The following is a 15,630-nucleotide window of genomic DNA, read 5'->3' as shown; positions in this document are numbered from 1 at the left end:
CCAAGCGAAACCGGTGCGAATCCGGTGCTGTGCCGCAACTGCGATGGCCCGCCCCGGGCGGGCACGAGCCAGGTCGCCTTGCGCGTGGCGTCGATGTCCGCCACCCCCGGTGCAGGGGTGCGGCTCGCCCCGGAAGCCCGGCTTCCCGGAGCCGCGCCCGCCACGCACCGGCCGAACCGTTGGGAAGACATGACCGGGTTCCGCCGACTCGCCGCCCTGCTGCTCGCGATGCTCGCCCTGCTAGTCGGGGTCACCGCGTGCGCCACCCGCCCCCATTCCGAGGCCCCCGCGCCGGCCGACGACCCGGCCTCGGCGTTCCCGGTCAAGGTCGAGCTGCCCGGTCAGCCGCCCGTGACGGTCGCGCAGCAGCCGAAGCGGATCATCTCGCTGTCCCCCACCGCCACCGAGACGCTGTACGCGATCGGCGCCGGCGACCAGGTCATCGCGGTGGACCAGTACTCCAACTTCCCGGCGGAGGCGCCGCGCACCGACCTCTCCGGCTTCACCGTGGACGCCGCCGCCGTCGGCGCGCACACCCCGGACCTGGTCATCGCGCCGGACAGCGCCGCGAAGCTGGCGGACGGGCTGAAGGTGGTCAACGTGCCGACGCTGCTCACGCCGTCGCCGGCCACGCTGGACGACGCCTACGAGCAGATCGAGGTGCTCGGGCAGGCCACCGGGCACACCAAGCAGGCCGCCGAGCTGGTCGACCGGATGCGCTCGGAGATCGACGAGATCGTCCGCACCACCCCGCGCCCGGCGCAGCCGCTGAACTACTTCCACGAGGTCAGCCCGGACTACTACACCGCGACCTCGCAGAGCTTCGTCGGCAACGTCTACAACCTGTTCGGCCTGCACAACATCGCGGACCCGGCGGGCGGGAACTTCCCGCAGCTGTCCGAGGAGCACATCGTGCAGGCCAACCCGAACCTGATCTTCCTGTCGGACGTCAAGTGCTGCCAGGTCAACGCGGCGGCGGTCGCGGCCCGGCCGGGCTGGAACACCCTGGACGCCGTGCAGCACGGGCGCGTCGTCGAACTCGACGACGACATCGCGAGCCGGTGGGGCCCGCGGGTGGTCGAGCTGGTGCGGGCGATCGGCGGCGGCGTCTCCAAGGCCCAGAACGGGTGACGAAGGCGCTCGGCGGGGCCCTGAAGCAGACCAAGCTCCGCCCGCACCACCTGCTCGTCGGGGTGGCGGTGCTGCTGGCGAGCATCCTGCTGTCGGTGCTGCTCGGGGCCGCCGAGCTCGGCTGGCAGCGGGTGCTCGCCGAGATCGGCGCGCAGCTGACCGGCGGCGTCTCGCCGCTGTCCGAGCGGGAGGCGGCGATCCTGTGGCAGCTGCGGGTGCCCCGGGTCGTGCTCGGCGTGCTGGTCGGGGCGGCGCTGGCGGTGTCCGGCGCCGCGTTCCAGGGCGTGTTCCGCAACCCGCTGGCCGACCCGTACCTGCTGGGTGCGGCGGCCGGCGCCGGCCTGGCCGCCACGCTGGTGATCACCGCGGCCCCGGCGGGCGGGCCGTCGGTCCCGGTGCAGCTCGCGGCGTTCGTCGGCGCGCTCGGCGGGGTGGGCCTGACCTGGCTGGTCGGCCGCTCGGCGGGCCGGGACACGGCGACGCTGGTGCTGGCCGGCGTCGCGGTCGGCGCGTTCCTCACGGCCGGTCAGACGTTCGTGCAGCAGCTCCGCGTGGAGTCGTTGCAGCAGGTCTACATGTGGATCCTGGGGCGGCTGACCACCACCGGCTGGCGGGAAGTGCTGATCGTGCTGCCGTACCTGGCGATCGCCGCGGTCGTGCTCTGCACCTGCGCCCGCCTGCTGGACCTGCTGGGCACCGGCGACGAGGAGGCCGCGGCGCTCGGCGTGCATCCGGGGCGGGTGCGGCTGCTGGTGCTCATCGCGGCCTCGCTGGCCACCGCCGCGGCGGTGTCGGTGGCCGGGCTGATCGGTTTCGTCGGCCTCGTGGTGCCGCACCTGGTGCGGCTGGCGATCGGCGGCAGCTTCCGGATCATCGTGCCGCTCTCCCTGCTGTTCGGCGGGGTCTTCCTGGTGCTCGCCGACATGCTCGCCCGGACCCTGCTGGCGCCCGCCGAGATCCCGATCGGCGTGATCACCGCGTTCACCGGCGCGCCGTTCTTCGCGGTCCTGCTGCACCGGAGGCGCGCATGAGCACGCTCGAAGTGCACGGCCTGTCGGCCGGATATCGGCGCAGCACGGTGATTTCTGATGTTTCGACCACTGTGGACACCGGTGGCTGGCTGGGCGTCATCGGGCCGAACGGGTCGGGCAAGTCGACACTGCTGAAGGCCGTCGCGGGCCTGGTGCGGCACGACGGCCGGGTGCTGGTCGACGGCCGGCCGCTGGCGTCGCTGCGCCGCCGCGAACGGGCCCGGGCGATCGGCTACGCGCCGCAGATCCCGCAGCTGCCGATCGGCCTCACGGTCACCGACTACGTGCTGCTCGGCCGCACCCCGCACCTCGGCGTGCTGGGCCGGGAGGGCCCCACCGACCTGGACGTCGTCCGCGCCCTGCTGGCGCGGCTGGACCTGACGCGACTCGCGGACCGGGCCCTTTCGACGCTGTCCGGCGGCGAGCGCCAACGCGCCGTGCTGGCCCGCGCCCTCGCCCAGCGAGCGGGCGTGCTGCTGCTCGACGAGCCGACCACCGGCCTGGACGTCGGGCACGCCCAGGCCCTGCTCGACCTGGTCGACGAACTGCGCCGGGAACTGGGCACCACGGTGGTCATGACGCTGCACGACCTGACCCTCGCCGCCCAGTACGCCGAACGCCTGCTCCTCCTCGACGAAGGCCGCGTCGCGGCCGAAGGAGCCCCGGCGGAGGTCCTGACCCCGGAGGTGCTGGCGAAGCGCTACACGGCCCGCGTCACGGTCCTGCACACCCCCGACGGCGCCCCGGTCATCGCCCCCATCCGGGACTGACCGGCAGGACTCGCCGAGCGGCGCGGTGGCCTTCGGCGCCCGGTAGGCGCACCGGGCGCGCCGAAGGTCAGTCCTTCGCGTCCTTGCCGTTGCCGTCGGCGCTGCGCGCCTCCGCACGTTCGTCTCCGGAGTCGTCCGAGCCCTTCGGCTCGTCCTCGCCCTCGTCCGGGTCCGCGTCGTCGGTCGTCGCCTTCGGCTCCTCGGCGGGCCGCTCCGGCGTCGCGGCCGTGTCGTCGTCGCCGGGCATCGGCTTGCCGCGCAGCAGCTCGGGGTCCTCGCGCTTGCCGCGCACGTACAGCAGGTACAGGACCGCGCCGGCGAAGACGATCAGGGAGGTGAAGACGTTGATGCGGATGCCGAGGATGTGCGTGGCGTCGTCGGTGCGCATCATCTCGATCCACACCCGCCCGGCCGTGTAGCCGGCGACGTAGAGCGCGAACACCCGGCCGTGGCCCATCCGGAACTTGCGGTCCGCCCAGATGATCAGGAGGAAGACACCGAGATTCCACAGCAGCTCGTACAGGAACGTCGGGTGCACGACCGTGATCGGCGTGCTGTCCATCGCCACGCCCGTGATGGGGTCGGCGAGCCCGGTCGCCGGGTCGATGCGCCGGTAGATCTCCAGGCCCCAGGGCAGGTCCGTCGGCGCGCCGTAGAGCTCCTGGTTGAACCAGTTGCCGAGGCGGCCGATGGCCTGCGCGAGGATGATGCCGGGCGCTACCGCGTCGGCGAACGCGGCCAGCGGCACGCCCCGGCGGCGGCAGCCGATCCAGGCGCCGACCGCGCCGAGCGCCACGGCGCCCCAGATGCCCAGGCCGCCTTCCCACACCTTGAACGCGTCCAGCGGGTTGCGGTCCGGTCCGAAGTACTTGTACCAGTCGGTGGCGACGTGGTAGAGCCGACCGCCGACCAGCCCGAACGGCACCGCGAACACCGCGATGTCGATGACCGTGCCCTCGCGTCCGCCGCGCGCCACCCAGCGGCGGCTGCCGATCCAGACCGCCGCGATGATGCCGGCGATGATGCACAGCGCGTAGGCGCGCAGCGGGATCGGGCCGATGAACCAAACCCCTTGCGGCGGGCTGGGGATGGTGGCCAGGAACGGACTCGCCAAGGCGGCAACCGGGGCACTCACGCCGCTAACCGTATCGGTCGCTCCACGAATGGTGAGCACCACCCGGTCCCTGGCGGAACGAACGGCCCGTTCGCCTCGCTAGGAGGAGCGAACGGGCCGTTCGCGGCAGGTCAGCGGGACCGGACGCCCCGGGCGAGTTCCGCGGTGAGCTCGCGGACGCCGGCGGGGCCGTCCTGCTCGGCGCGGGTGACGAAGGCGGAGCCGACGATGACGCCGTCGGCGAAGCCGGCCACCTCGGCGGCCTGCTCGCCGTTGCGCACGCCCAGGCCGACGCCGATCGGCAGGTCGGTGTGCGCGCGCGTGCGCTGCACGAGCCCGGCCGCGGCCGAGCCGACGCTCTCGCGCGCCCCGGTCACGCCCATCACCGAGGTGGCGTAGACGAAGCCGCTGGTGGCCTTGGCGGTCAGCGCCAGCCGCTCCTCCGTCGACGACGGGGCGACCAGGAAGATCCGGTCCAAGCCGTGCGCGTCGGTCGCGGCGATCCAGTCCTCGCCCTCGTCCGGGATCAGGTCCGGGGTGATCACGCCGAGCCCGCCGGCCGCCTTGAGGTCGCGGGCGAACGCGTCCGGGCCGTAGTGGTGCACCGGGTTCCAGTAGGTCATCACCACGGCGTGGCCACCGGCGTCGGCGATCGACGACACCACGTCGAAGACGTCGCGCAGCCGGAACCCGGCGCGCAGCGCCTTGTCACTGGCGGCCTGGATGGTGGGGCCGTCCATCACCGGGTCGGAGAACGGGATGCCGACCTCGACGATGTCGCAGCCGGTCGAGCCGTCGGTGCCGGTCAGCATCGCGCTGAACAGTTCCTTGGACTCCTCGACGGTCGGGAACCCGGCGGGCAGGTAGCCGATCAGGGCGGCCCGCTGCTCTTCCCGGCAGTTCTGGAAGACCTCGCGCAGGTTCACCGCGACTCCTCAGTGTTTTGCGGGACACCCGCACCCGGACGGCTTGCATGAGCGGAGAGCGTGCAAGTGTCGCTCATGACGCCTCCGTGTTCTCGTCGACGAGCCCGAAGTACTTCGCCGCGGTGTCCATGTCCTTGTCACCCCGGCCGGAGAGGTTCACCAGGATGATCGCCTCCGGGCCGAGCTCCTGGCCGAGCTTGATCGCGCCGGCCAGCGCGTGCGCCGACTCGATGGCCGGGATGATGCCCTCGGTGCGGGACAGCAGCCGGAAGGCGTGCATGGCCTCGTCGTCGGTGACCGAGCGGTACTCGGCACGCCCGATGTCCTTCAGGTACGAGTGCTCGGGCCCCACGCCCGGGTAGTCGAGCCCGGCGGAGATCGAGTAGGCCTCGATGACCTGGCCGTCGTCGTCCTGCAGCAGGTACGAGCGGGCCCCGTGCAGCGTGCCGGGCGTGCCCTCGCAGAGGGTGGCGCCGTGCTCACCGGAGGAGATGCCGTGCCCGCCCGGTTCGAAGCCGACCAGCCGCACGTCCGGGTCGTCGATGAAGCCGTGGAAGATGCCGATGGCGTTGGAGCCGCCACCGACGCAGGCCGCGACCACGTCGGGCAGCCGGCCCGTCATCTCGAGCACCTGCCGACGGGCCTCGTCGCCGATGACCTTGTGGAAGTTGCGCACCATCATCGGGAACGGGTGCGACCCGGCCGCGGTGCCCAGCAGGTAGTGGGTGTGGTCGACGTTGGCGACCCAGTCGCGCAGCGCCTCGTTGATGGCGTCCTTGAGGGTCGCCGAGCCGCTGCTGACCGGGATGACCTCGGCGCCGAGCAGCCGCATCCGGGCGACGTTGAGCGCCTGCCGCTCGGTGTCCACCTTGCCCATGTAGATCACGCATTCGAGGCCCAGCAGCGCGCAGGCGGTCGCGGTGGCGACGCCGTGCTGCCCGGCCCCGGTCTCGGCGATGACCCGGCGCTTGCCCATCCGCTTGACCAGCAACGCCTGCCCCAGCACGTTGTTGATCTTGTGGGAGCCGGTGTGGTTGAGGTCCTCCCGCTTGAGCAGGATCCGGGCGCCGTCGGCGTGCTCGGCGAACCGCTTCGCCTCGGTCAGCAGCGACGGCCGCCCGGCGTAGTTGCGCAGCAGGTCGTCGAGCTCGGCGAGGTACTGCGGGTCGCTCTGCGCCTTGGCGTACTCGGCGGCGAGCTCGTCCTGGGCGGCGATCAGCGCCTCCGGCATGAACCGGCCGCCGTAGACCCCGAAGTGCCCGCGCTCGTCCGGGTCATGTCCCTCCGGCACGGGCTTGCCCGGTCGGTGGGCGCGCGCGGTCTCTGCGCCTACGGTCATTGCCTTACCTCCTGTGCCTTGCGCCGAACCCTGGAACTCGCGGAACCGGTCCGGCTACCGGCTCGGCCGCGGGCACGCTGGGTGCGACCCGGCGGTCACCAGCTGGGTGACTGCGGTCTTGGGATTGTCGCTGGTCACCAGGCCCTCACCGACCAGCACGGCGTCCGCACCGGATCCCGCGTAGGCCATCAGGTCGCTCGGACCGCGGACCCCCGACTCGGCGATCTTGAGGACCTCCTGCGGCAACCCCGGCGCGATCCGCCCGAACACGTCGCGGTCCACCTCGAGCGTATGCAGGTTGCGCGCGTTGATGCCAATCACCTTCGCACCGGCCTCCAACGCGCGGTCGGCCTCTTCGGCGGTGTGCACCTCGATGAGAGCGGTCATGCCCAGCGATTCGACCCGGTCCAGGAGCGCTTCCAGCGCGTTCTGCTCCAGGGCCGCGACGATGAGCAGCACCATGTCCGCGCCGTGCGCCCGGGCTTCGTGCACCTGGTACGGGCTGATGATGAAGTCCTTGCGCAGCAGGGGCGTGTTGACCCTGGCGCGGACCGCGTCGAAGTCGGCCAGCGAGCCGCCGAAGCGGCGCTGCTCGGTGAGCACGCTGATGACCCGCGCCCCGGCGGAGGCGTAGTCGGCGGCGAGATCGGCCGGCTCGCCGATCTCGGCCAGCTCGCCCTTGGACGGGCTGCGCCGCTTGACCTCCGCGATCACGCCCACGCCCGGCGCCCGCAGCGCGGCGAGCACGTCGCGCGGGGGTGCCGCCGCGGCGGACAGTTGTTTGATCTCGTCGAAGGGAATCGCGGATTCGCGAACCGCCAGATCTTCGCGAACGCCTTCGATGATTGATTCCAGAACGGTCACGCGAACACCTCGCCGGCCGTGTCCCGCACACTCGCCTTCAGGTCGGTCCGCAAGTAACCAGATGCGCAGATGAACTCATTGCGCTCGATCACGACACTCCCCTTCCCGCCGTGCCGTCGCATGGCCGATGCTAAACCTCACCGGCCACCGGTCCCACCAAGGGGTAGCCCAACGTCCCTGCGCAACAAGGACCTTCGGCCCTGGCGACGCGTCCGGTCACCGGCTCGGGGCCGCGCCGAACTGGGTTTTCCACCCTTCGGTGAATTTGAAATATTTTCAGCGATCCTGCTCATCAGTTGGATCGCGGCCGGCGTCCAAGTCGTTCCACATCTGCCGGTCCGGATCGTGGGATTTCTGCTTCGCGGCACCCGGAGCCGAATATTTCGCGCCCATCGCGGGCATCCGACCGGCCCGGAACGCCACGAGAGCACCGGCGACGAACAGCAGCAGAGCGCCCGCAGCCATCAGCAGCAGCCCGTACGGCCGGCTGGCCATCTCGCCGATCGGCGTGCTGCCCGGCGGCACGTCGCCGGCCGTCCCGGTCGCGAACCAGCCGAAGCTGAACTGCTGGAACACCCGCCAGCCCAGCACGGCACCCGCGGCCGCGATGAGGGCGCCGACCACGCGCCGCAGCCACCCGCCGGTGGCCAGCACCGCGGCGACGGCGGCCAGCGCCGCCAGCGCCATCGGCACCAGCTCCGGGCGGATGTCTCCGCCGGTGATCCCGGCGGAGACCTCGGTGCCGAAGGGCGTGCGGAACCGCTGCTCCACCCAGACGAGCGCACTCGCGCCCCAGAGCACGCCGGCGGCGACCAGCACCAGCAGCACCACCGACCACAGCAGGCCCTTCGACCGCGCGGGCCGGGGGCTCGGCTCAGATCCCGGCTCGGTGGTCAACCCGCTCTCCCGTCGCCCGTTCGGTCGCCGGCCGCGACAGCGTCTCGGCCGTCGCCACCGCGTTGAGCACCGCGCGCGCCTTGTTCAGGCATTCCTGGTCCTCGGCGACCGGGTCGGAGTCGGCCACGATGCCGCCGCCGGCCTGCACGTACGCGGTGCCGTCGCGCACCAGCGCGGTGCGGATCGCGATCGCCGTGTCCGCGTCGCCGGCGAAGTCCAAGTAGCCCACCACGCCGCCGTACTGGGCGCGCCGGGTCGGCTCCAGCTCCTCGATCAGCTCCAGCGCGCGCGGCTTCGGCGCGCCGGAGAGCGTGCCCGCGGGGAAGCAGGCGGCGACCGCGTCGAACGCCGTCCGGCCTTCGGCCAGCTGACCGGTCACGGTGGACACGATGTGCATGACGTGGCTGTAGCGCTCGATGCGGAAGAAGTCGACGACGTGCACCGTACCCGGCTTGCAGACCCGCCCCAGGTCGTTGCGGCCGAGGTCGACGAGCATCAGGTGCTCGGCGCGCTCCTTGTCGTCGTTGATGAGCTCCTTCTCCAGCAGCGCGTCCTCGTCCTCGTCGGCGCCCCGCCAGCGGGTCCCGGCGATCGGGTGCGTGGTCGCCTGCCCGTCGCGCACCGTGACCAGCGATTCGGGGCTGGAGCCGACGATGTCGAACGGCGTGCCGCCGTCCGGCGCGTCCAGCCGCAGCAGGTACATGTACGGGCTCGGGTTGGTGGTGCGCAGGACCCGGTAGATGTCCAGGGCGTCCGCGCTGGTCTCGATCTCGAACCGCTGCGACACCACGACCTGGAACGCCTCGCCGGCCCGGATCGCCTCCTTGGCCTTCTCGACCGCCGCGTAGTGCTCGTCGGGCTGGCGGCGCCGGACGAACTGCGGGGCGGGCCGGGAGAACGCGGCGACCGTGGGCGCGGCCGGGGTGCACAGCGCCTCGGTCATCTCGTCCAGGCGGCGCACCGCGTCGTCGTAGGCCGCGTCGACGCGCTCCGGGCTGTCGTCCCAGTTCACCGCGTTGGCGATGAGCGTGATGGTGCCCTCGTGGTGGTCCAGCGCGGCGAGGTCGGTGGCCAGCAGCATCACCATCTCGGGGATCTGCAGGTCGTCCTCGGTCAGGTTCGGCAGCCGCTCCAGCCTGCGGACCGCGTCGTAGCCGAGGTAGCCGACCATGCCGCCGGTCAGCGGCGGCAGCCCGGGAAGCGGGTCGGTCTGCAGCAGCCGGACCGTCTCGCGCAGCGCTTGCAGCGGGTCGCCGCTGTCCGGCAGACCCACCGGCGGCTTGCCCGTCCAGTGCGCTTGGCCGTCGCGGACGGTCAGCGCGGCGGCGCTGCGGGCGCCCACGAAGGACCATCGCGACCAGGAACGACCGTTCTCGGCGGACTCGAAGAGGAACGTTCCGGGGCGGTCCCCGGCGAGCTTGCGGTACACCCCGAGCGGGGTTTCGTCGTCCGCGAGCAACCGCCGCACCACCGGGATCACCCGGCGGTTCGCCGCCAGGCTGCGGAACTCCTCGCGTCCTGGGCTGATAGTGCCGATATCACCGTCGCCGACCATGTCGTCATTGTGCCGTCCACCCGATCCCGGCTGCGCGGGACCTCCGCACCGCTTTGCCCTCGAGCCGCCGGGGCGGCGAGGATGGGTGGGTGAGCAGTGGCATCGACCAGAGCGGAACAGAGCCGAAGCGCCGCGGGCGGCGGCGCAGCGGGGCCGACACCAAGGCGGCGTTGCTGGCCGCGGCGCGCGAGGTGTTCACCGAGCAGGGCTACGACGCGGCCACGGTGCGCGCCATCGCGGGCCGGGCCGGGGTCGACCCGGCGATGGTCAACCACTGGTTCGGCGGCAAGGAGGGGCTGTTCACCGCGGCGGTGCACATCCCGATCAACCCGGCCGAGGTGGTGCCGCAGCTGCTGGTGGGCGATCGGGAGCAGCTCGCCGAGCGGTTGCTGCGGCGGTTCCTGACGGTGTGGGACAACGCGGAGGGCGGCCAGTTCGCGGCCCTGGTCCGCAGCGTCGCGGCCAACGAGAACGCGGTCGGGATGCTGCGGGAGTTCATCCAGAACGTGCTGTTCAAACGGCTGGTCAAGACGCTGGGCATGGACCGGGCGGAGCTGCGCACGGCGCTGTGCGGGTCGCAGATCGTCGGGCTGGGGATGGCCCGCTACGTGATCCACCTGGAACCGCTGGCGTCGGCCGACCACGACACCGTGGTGGCCGCGATCGCGCCGAACCTCCAGCGCTACCTGACCGGCGACATCTCCGGAGCCACCGGCCCCTGATCACCGCGGTTTCAAGTGAAACCGGGGTCAGCCGAGCAGGACGTCGGCGTCGAAGCAGGTGTGGTCGCCGGTGTGGCAGGCCGCGCCTTCCTGGTCGACCACCAGCAGGATCGTGTCGCCGTCGCAGTCCAGGCGGACCTCGTGCACCTGCTGGGTGTGGCCGGAGGTTTCGCCCTTGACCCAGTACTGCCCGCGGCTGCGGGAGTAGTAGGTGCCGCGGCGGGTGGTGAGGGTGCGGTGCAGCGCCTCGTCGTCCATCCACGCCATCATCAGCACCTCGCCGGTGCCGCGCTGCTGCGCGATCGCCGCGACGAGCCCCTCCGCGTTGCGCTTGAGCCGGGCCGCGATCGCCGGGTCCAGACCGCTCATCGAACAGTGATCCCTTCCGCCCGCATGGCGTCCTTGACCTCACCGATCTTCAACTGTCCGAAGTGGAACACGCTGGCCGCCAGGACCGCGTCGGCCCCGGCGCGCACCGCGGGCGCGAAGTGCTCGACCGCGCCGGCGCCGCCGCTGGCGATCAGCGGCACGTCGACGACCGCGCGGACCGCGCGGATCATCTCCAGGTCGAAACCGGCCTTGGTGCCGTCGGCGTCCATCGAGTTCAGCAGGATCTCGCCGACGCCGAGCTGCTGGCCCTTCGCGGCCCACTCCACGGCGCAGATACCGGTGCCGCGCCGGCCGCCGTGCGTGGTGACCTCGAAGCCGGACGCCGTCGGCTGACCGCCTTCCGGCACGCGCCGGGCGTCCACGGACAGCACCACGCACTGCGCGCCGAAGCGCTGCGACGCCTCGCTGAGCAGCTCGGGCCGGGCGATGGCGGCGGTGTTGAGGCTGACCTTGTCCGCCCCGGCGCGCAGGAGCCGGTTGATGTCGTCGGTGCTGCGCACGCCGCCGCCGACGGTCAGCGGGATGAAGACCTGCTCGGCGGTGCGCCGCACCACGTCGAAGGTGGTCTCGCGGTCCGACGAGGACGCCGTGACGTCGAGGAAGGTCAGCTCGTCGGCGCCTTCCGCGTCGTAGGCGCGGGCGAGCTCCACGGGGTCGCCGGCATCCCGGAGGTTGGCGAAGTTGACACCCTTGACGACCCGCCCCTGATCGACGTCCAGGCAGGGGATCACACGCACCGCAACGGCCATGTCCCCAGGGTAGAGACACGGCCGCGCGGCGCGGTGGACGGGGCGTTCCACTCCGAGCGCACCCGCACTTCAGCGGGCGTCAGCGCACCGCGGCGAGGGCCTCTTCGAGGGTGAAGTTCTGGGCGTAGAGGGCCTTTCCGACGATCGAGCCCTCCAGGCCGACCGGCGCGAGCTTCGACAGCTCCACCAGATCGTCCACACTGGACACACCGCCGGAGGCGATCACCGGTGCCTCGGTGCGGGCGCAGACCTCGCGCAGCAGCGCGATGTTCGGCCCCTGCAGGGTGCCGTCCTTGCTGACGTCGGTGACCACGTAGCGGCTGCAGCCGGCGGCGTCCAGCCGGGCCAGCACCTCCCACAGGTCGCCGCCGTCCTTGGTCCAGCCGCGCGCGGCCAGCCGGTGGCCCTGCTCGGTGATCCGCACGTCCAGGCCGACCGCGACCCGCTCGCCGTACTCGGCGACCACCCGGTCCGCCCACTCCGGGTTCTCCAGCGCGGCGGTGCCCAGGTTGACCCGCGCGCAGCCGGTGGCCAGCGCGGCCTCCAGCGAGGCGTCGTCGCGGATGCCACCGGAGAGCTCCACCTGCACGTCGAGCTTGCCGGTCACCTCGGCCAGCAGCGCCCGGTTCGTGCCGCGGCCGAACGCCGCGTCCAGGTCGACCAGGTGGACCCACTCGGCTCCCGCGCGCTGCCAGGTCAGCGCGGCCTCCAACGGGTCACCGTAGGAGGTCTCGGTACCGGCGGCGCCCTGCACGAGGCGGACCGCCTGACCGTCGGCAACATCAACAGCGGGAAGCAGCGTGAAAGTCACGCCCCAACCCTACTGCCAGCGCTTCGACCCCTTCACCGGCGGCTGCGCTCGGAGCGGACGACTGCGACGACGGGCACCGCGAGGACGATCAGCACGAGCATCAGGACCGCCCACAGCGGCACCCCGGCCTGCAGCAGGTAGGGCGCGCCGATCCCGGCGATCATCCCGAGCGCGAGCACCAGCGCGATCACCCGCACCGCCGTCGGCCCCAGCAGGCCGCCCCGGCGGGTCACAGGCTGCCCAGCCAGTTCCGCAGCAGCCGTGCGCCCGCCTCCCCGGACTTCTCCGGGTGGAACTGGGTCGCCGTCAGCGGCCCGTTCTCCACCGCGGCGACGAACGGCTCGCCGTGTTCGGCCCAGGTCACCAGCGGCGGCGCGATCGTCTCCGACGCCGGCAGCTGCCACTTGCGGACGCCGTAGGAGTGCACGAAGTAGAACCGGGTGCCCGGCTCGATGCCGGCGAACAGGGTGCTGTCCTCCGGTGGCTGCACGTCGTTCCAGCCCATGTGCGGGAGGACGTCGGCGTGCAGCCGCTCGACGGTGCCCGGCCACTGGCCGCAGCCGTTGGCCTGCATGCCGTGCTCGACGCCCTCGTCGAAGAGCACCTGCATGCCCACGCAGATCCCGAGGACCGGGCGGTCGCCGGCCAGCCGGTGGTCGATGATCTTGTCGCCGCCGACGTGGAGCAGGCCCTCCATGCACGCGGCGAAGGCCCCGACGCCGGGCACGACCAGGCCGTCGGCCTCGGTCGCGGCACGATGGTCGGCGGTCACCTCGACGTCGGCCCCGGCGCGCTCGAGCGCGCGTTCGGCGGAGCGGAGGTTGCCTGATCCGTAGTCCAAGATGACGACTCGTGCCACGCGCCCAGGCTACCGCCCGGACGCATCGGCCCACGTCGCGGGCGGCCGCCGCGCAGGTCATCCGGCCAGGAACGACCGCACCGCCGCGCCGATACCGGCCGGGCCGAGGTCGTGCGCCGCTTCGTGCTCCTCGGCGGTGCCGTAGGCCCGCAGTTCCAGGTCGCGGCGAACGCCCAGCGCGAGCACCCGGTGCGGGGTGTCGGCCAGCGCGTCGTTGACCTCGTGCGTCGACGTGCCGCGCAGGTAGGGCTCCACCACCACCACGTCGGCGGTCGCCGCCCGCACCGCCGCCCGCAGTCCGCCGGCGTCGAACGGCCGGATGGTGGCGGTGTAGAGCACGGTCACGTCGAGCGTCGCCGTCGCCGCGAGGACCGGCCCGAGCATCGGGCCGACGGCGAGCACGACGCCCCGGCTGCCGCGCCGGACGGTGTGCCAGCCCTGCCCCGTCACGAGTGGCTCGGCGTTGACCCGCTCGGAGAGCCGCAGGTAGACGAGGTCGTCGGTGTGCATCGCCGATCGCAGCAGCGCCGAGACCTCGTCCGGATGGCCGGGCACGTGCACGGTCCAGCCGGGCAGCGTGTCGATCAGCGCGACGTCGCCGGGCGCCATGTGCGTGCGGCCCGCGGTCGGGTAGTCGTAGGAGGCGCCGGTGCTGACCACGACGGCACCGACGCCCTGGTGGTTGAGGTCGAGCTTGAGCTGCTCGAACGGCCGCTCCACGAGGAACGGCGTGATCGAGTGCAGCACCGGCCGCAGCCCGGTCAGCGCCAGCCCGCCGGCCACGCTCACGAGCGCCTGCTCCCGGATGCCGACGTTGAGCACCCGCTGCGGGTGGCGGGCGGCGGCGTCCACGAAGCGGTCGGCGGAGATCTCGGCCAGCACCAGGGCGACCCGCGGATCGGTGTCGAGCGCTTCGGTGACGGTGTCGACGAACGCTTCCCGCATCGTCGGGGCGGCCGTTTCGGTGGTCGGTGCGGTCATCACAGCTCCTTGGGTTCGACCTGGGCGACCACCGCGAGCGGGCGGTCCTGGTGGGTGCCTGCCAGCGCCTCGCGGAGTTCGGCGTGGTCGCGGCCGTTGACGGTGTGCGCGGCCCAGCCCTCGCGGGCGAAGCGGTCGGCGATGCCGCCCGGCCAGCCGGTGCTGGAGGAGCTGTTGTCCACCACGACGGTGGTCAGCTGCCCGAGCCCCCAGCGGCCGGCGACCTGGATCGCCTCGTGGTTGCTGCCCTCGTCGAGTTCGGCGTCGCCGACGAGGACCACGACGCGCGGCCCGGTGCGGCCCTGGGCGCGCAGGCCGAGCGCCACGCCGAGCCCGAGCGGCAGGCCGTGGCCGAGCGAGCCGCTGCCGATCTCGACGCCGGGCGCCAGGACGCGGTCCGGGTGGAAGCCGAGCCTGGAGTCGAACTCGCCGAAGCGGGCCAGTTCCGCCCGGTCGAGGAAACCCTTGGCCGTCAGCACGGCGTAGAAGGCCATCGGGCCGTGGCCCTTGGAGAGCAGGAAGCGGTCGCGGTCCGGGTCGTCGGGACGTCGCGGGTCGACCGACAGGATCTGGTCGTAGAGCACCCACAGCACGTCCAGCGTCGAGGTGGCGGCGGCGGAATGCTTCTCGTCGCCGGTCATTTCGCTCATCAGCGGGCGGAGATCGGCGTATCCGAACCCGGCCCTCGGTGCGGTGATCGTCATGCGACCAGGGTGGGACTTCAAGCGCACTCGAAGTCAAGCGAAAATACCTGCACTTTGGTCTAGGTTTTCGGTTAGCCTGGCGGACGTGTCGAAGCTACCGAAACTACTGACCATCGGAGAGGTGGCCCACCGCAGCGGTGTCGCCCAGACCGCATTGCGCTTCTACGAGCAGAAAGGGCTGATCGCCACTACCCGCACCTCCGGGAACCAGCGCCGCTACGACCGTTCGGTGCTGCGCCGGCTGGCGTTCATCCGCTCCGCGCAGCGCGTCGGCCTGAGCCTGGAGCAGATCGCCGAGGCGCTGGCGACGCTGCCGGACGACCACGCCCCGACCAAGGCGGACTGGGCGCGGCTGTCGCGCCGGTGGCGCGACGAGCTGGACGCGCGCATCGACGGCCTGCAACGGCTGCGCGACCGCCTCACCGGCTGCATCGGCTGCGGCTGCCTGTCGCTGCGCCTCTGCGCGCTGCACAACGCCGACGACAAGCTCGCCGAATTCGGCCCCGGCGCGCCGCTCCTGCGCCCGGCGGCCGACCGCGGCTAACGGCACCCGACCGCCCGCGCGCCGCATGTCGCCGCAATTTCAATGGAAATCGAAGGTCCAATTTCCATTGAAATTGCGGAAGTTGCCCACAGGCACCCGAGGTTGTCCACATCCTTCGGCGTGTCGGGGGTGCGATGCACCGGTGGTCCGCAATTTCCATTGAGCCTTTTTCATCCTGGTCTGTGCAGGTGAGGGGCCGGGTGGGCGTGTCGTTGCGGGGGAAATAGTGAAGCTCCTGGTAGA

18 protein-coding genes are annotated in these 15,630 nt (G+C 72.2%); 5 read left to right on the top strand and 13 right to left on the bottom strand.

Going from position 1 to position 15,630, the window contains the following annotated elements; translation table 11 throughout:
- Positions 1-93: 93 nt before the first annotated feature.
- The 3 genes from AC07EQ_RS40820 to AC07EQ_RS40810 are packed head-to-tail and all read left to right on the top strand — an operon-like array spanning position 94 to position 2,932.
- The gene (locus AC07EQ_RS40820; protein ID WP_478393155.1) at positions 94-1,131 is read left to right on the top strand and encodes an ABC transporter substrate-binding protein; all 1,038 of its coding nucleotides are present in this window, start codon (positions 94-96) and stop codon (positions 1,129-1,131) included.
- A complete protein-coding gene (locus AC07EQ_RS40815) occupies positions 1,128-2,162 on the top strand; it encodes a FecCD family ABC transporter permease (RefSeq protein WP_132485622.1) in 1,035 nt (344 codons plus the stop codon). The genes AC07EQ_RS40820 and AC07EQ_RS40815 overlap by 4 nt, the downstream gene beginning before the upstream one ends.
- Entirely contained in the window at positions 2,159-2,932 is a 774-nt protein-coding gene (locus tag AC07EQ_RS40810) for an ABC transporter ATP-binding protein (protein ID WP_478393154.1), read from the top strand. The genes AC07EQ_RS40815 and AC07EQ_RS40810 overlap by 4 nt, the downstream gene beginning before the upstream one ends.
- A gap of 67 nt (positions 2,933-2,999) precedes the next feature.
- Here AC07EQ_RS40810 and lgt read toward each other — a convergent pair whose 3' ends face one another.
- From lgt to AC07EQ_RS40780, 6 genes are all read right to left on the bottom strand, one after another.
- Positions 3,000-4,067, bottom strand: a complete 1,068-nt coding sequence (gene lgt, locus AC07EQ_RS40805) for a prolipoprotein diacylglyceryl transferase (RefSeq protein ID WP_478393153.1) — start codon at positions 4,065-4,067, stop codon at positions 3,000-3,002.
- A 110-nt stretch (positions 4,068-4,177) separates the two neighbouring features.
- Entirely contained in the window at positions 4,178-4,972 is a 795-nt protein-coding gene (trpA, locus tag AC07EQ_RS40800) for a tryptophan synthase subunit alpha (RefSeq protein ID WP_132485612.1), read from the bottom strand.
- Positions 4,973-5,045: 73 nt separating this feature from the next.
- Entirely contained in the window at positions 5,046-6,311 is a 1,266-nt protein-coding gene (trpB, locus tag AC07EQ_RS40795; protein ID WP_478393152.1) for a tryptophan synthase subunit beta, read from the bottom strand.
- Between the two features lie 54 nt (positions 6,312-6,365).
- Complete coding sequence (gene trpC / locus AC07EQ_RS40790; protein ID WP_132485608.1) at positions 6,366-7,175, bottom strand: indole-3-glycerol phosphate synthase TrpC; 810 nt, start codon at positions 7,173-7,175, stop codon at positions 6,366-6,368.
- A 276-nt stretch (positions 7,176-7,451) separates the two neighbouring features.
- The gene (locus AC07EQ_RS40785) at positions 7,452-8,072 is read right to left on the bottom strand and encodes a Trp biosynthesis-associated membrane protein (protein ID WP_478393151.1); all 621 of its coding nucleotides are present in this window, start codon (positions 8,070-8,072) and stop codon (positions 7,452-7,454) included.
- Positions 8,050-9,627, bottom strand: coding sequence for an anthranilate synthase component I (locus AC07EQ_RS40780; RefSeq protein ID WP_478393150.1), 1,578 nt, complete (start codon positions 9,625-9,627; stop codon positions 8,050-8,052). The genes AC07EQ_RS40785 and AC07EQ_RS40780 overlap by 23 nt, the downstream gene beginning before the upstream one ends.
- 89 nt (positions 9,628-9,716) lie before the next feature.
- Here AC07EQ_RS40780 and AC07EQ_RS40775 point away from each other — a divergent pair, with 89 nt between their 5' ends.
- Positions 9,717-10,349, top strand: coding sequence for a TetR/AcrR family transcriptional regulator (locus AC07EQ_RS40775; RefSeq protein ID WP_132485602.1), 633 nt, complete (start codon positions 9,717-9,719; stop codon positions 10,347-10,349).
- A 27-nt stretch (positions 10,350-10,376) separates the two neighbouring features.
- On the opposite strand, the gene hisI is transcribed toward AC07EQ_RS40775, so the two are convergent.
- The 7 genes from hisI to AC07EQ_RS40740 all read right to left on the bottom strand — a co-directional run bounded on the left by hisI (position 10,377) and on the right by AC07EQ_RS40740 (position 14,843).
- A complete protein-coding gene (gene hisI / locus AC07EQ_RS40770; protein ID WP_132485600.1) occupies positions 10,377-10,718 on the bottom strand; it encodes a phosphoribosyl-AMP cyclohydrolase in 342 nt (113 codons plus the stop codon).
- Positions 10,715-11,488, bottom strand: a complete 774-nt coding sequence (gene hisF, locus AC07EQ_RS40765) for an imidazole glycerol phosphate synthase subunit HisF (RefSeq protein ID WP_478393149.1) — start codon at positions 11,486-11,488, stop codon at positions 10,715-10,717. Before hisF ends, hisI begins: the two co-directional genes overlap by 4 nt.
- Positions 11,489-11,567: 79 nt before the next feature.
- Positions 11,568-12,299, bottom strand: a complete 732-nt coding sequence (priA, locus tag AC07EQ_RS40760; protein WP_478393148.1) for a bifunctional 1-(5-phosphoribosyl)-5-((5-phosphoribosylamino)methylideneamino)imidazole-4-carboxamide isomerase/phosphoribosylanthranilate isomerase PriA — start codon at positions 12,297-12,299, stop codon at positions 11,568-11,570.
- 32 nt (positions 12,300-12,331) lie between these two features.
- Positions 12,332-12,532, bottom strand: coding sequence for a hypothetical protein (locus AC07EQ_RS40755; RefSeq protein ID WP_132485594.1), 201 nt, complete (start codon positions 12,530-12,532; stop codon positions 12,332-12,334).
- On the bottom strand, positions 12,529-13,158 hold the full coding sequence (hisH, locus tag AC07EQ_RS40750; protein ID WP_478393147.1) for an imidazole glycerol phosphate synthase subunit HisH: 630 nt from the start codon (positions 13,156-13,158) through the stop codon (positions 12,529-12,531). The genes AC07EQ_RS40755 and hisH overlap by 4 nt, the downstream gene beginning before the upstream one ends.
- Before the next feature lie 57 nt (positions 13,159-13,215).
- Positions 13,216-14,139, bottom strand: a complete 924-nt coding sequence (locus AC07EQ_RS40745) for a transketolase family protein (protein ID WP_478393146.1) — start codon at positions 14,137-14,139, stop codon at positions 13,216-13,218.
- Entirely contained in the window at positions 14,139-14,843 is a 705-nt protein-coding gene (locus tag AC07EQ_RS40740) for a thiamine pyrophosphate-dependent enzyme (RefSeq protein ID WP_478393145.1), read from the bottom strand. The genes AC07EQ_RS40745 and AC07EQ_RS40740 overlap by 1 nt, the downstream gene beginning before the upstream one ends.
- Before the next feature lie 85 nt (positions 14,844-14,928).
- Here AC07EQ_RS40740 and soxR point away from each other — a divergent pair, with 85 nt between their 5' ends.
- Positions 14,929-15,387, top strand: coding sequence for a redox-sensitive transcriptional activator SoxR (gene soxR, locus AC07EQ_RS40735; protein WP_478393144.1), 459 nt, complete (start codon positions 14,929-14,931; stop codon positions 15,385-15,387).
- The last annotated feature ends 243 nt before the right edge of the window (positions 15,388-15,630 follow it).

The sequence above is a fragment of the Saccharopolyspora sp. NPDC045839 genome (assembly GCF_056431645.1).
The sequence above is the reverse complement of the archived record's forward strand: the minus strand, read 5'-3'. Positions and strand labels throughout refer to the sequence as shown.

Bases quoted from the DNA above. Each gene is read 5' to 3' on its own strand.
- AC07EQ_RS40740 (WP_478393145.1), bottom strand. From the start codon at position 14,843: ATGACGATCACCGCACCGAGGGCCGGGTTCGGATACGCCGATCTCCGC.
- trpB (WP_478393152.1), bottom strand. From the start codon at position 6,311: ATGACCGTAGGCGCAGAGACCGCGCGCGCCCACCGACCGGGCAAGCCC.
- AC07EQ_RS40820 (WP_478393155.1), top strand. From the start codon at position 94: ATGTCCGCCACCCCCGGTGCAGGGGTGCGGCTCGCCCCGGAAGCCCGG.
- hisF (WP_478393149.1), bottom strand. From the start codon at position 11,488: ATGGCCGTTGCGGTGCGTGTGATCCCCTGCCTGGACGTCGATCAGGGG.
- hisI (WP_132485600.1), bottom strand. From the start codon at position 10,718: ATGAGCGGTCTGGACCCGGCGATCGCGGCCCGGCTCAAGCGCAACGCG.
- AC07EQ_RS40810 (WP_478393154.1), top strand. From the start codon at position 2,159: ATGAGCACGCTCGAAGTGCACGGCCTGTCGGCCGGATATCGGCGCAGC.
- AC07EQ_RS40745 (WP_478393146.1), bottom strand. From the start codon at position 14,139: ATGACCGCACCGACCACCGAAACGGCCGCCCCGACGATGCGGGAAGCG.
- AC07EQ_RS40780 (WP_478393150.1), bottom strand. From the start codon at position 9,627: ATGGTCGGCGACGGTGATATCGGCACTATCAGCCCAGGACGCGAGGAG.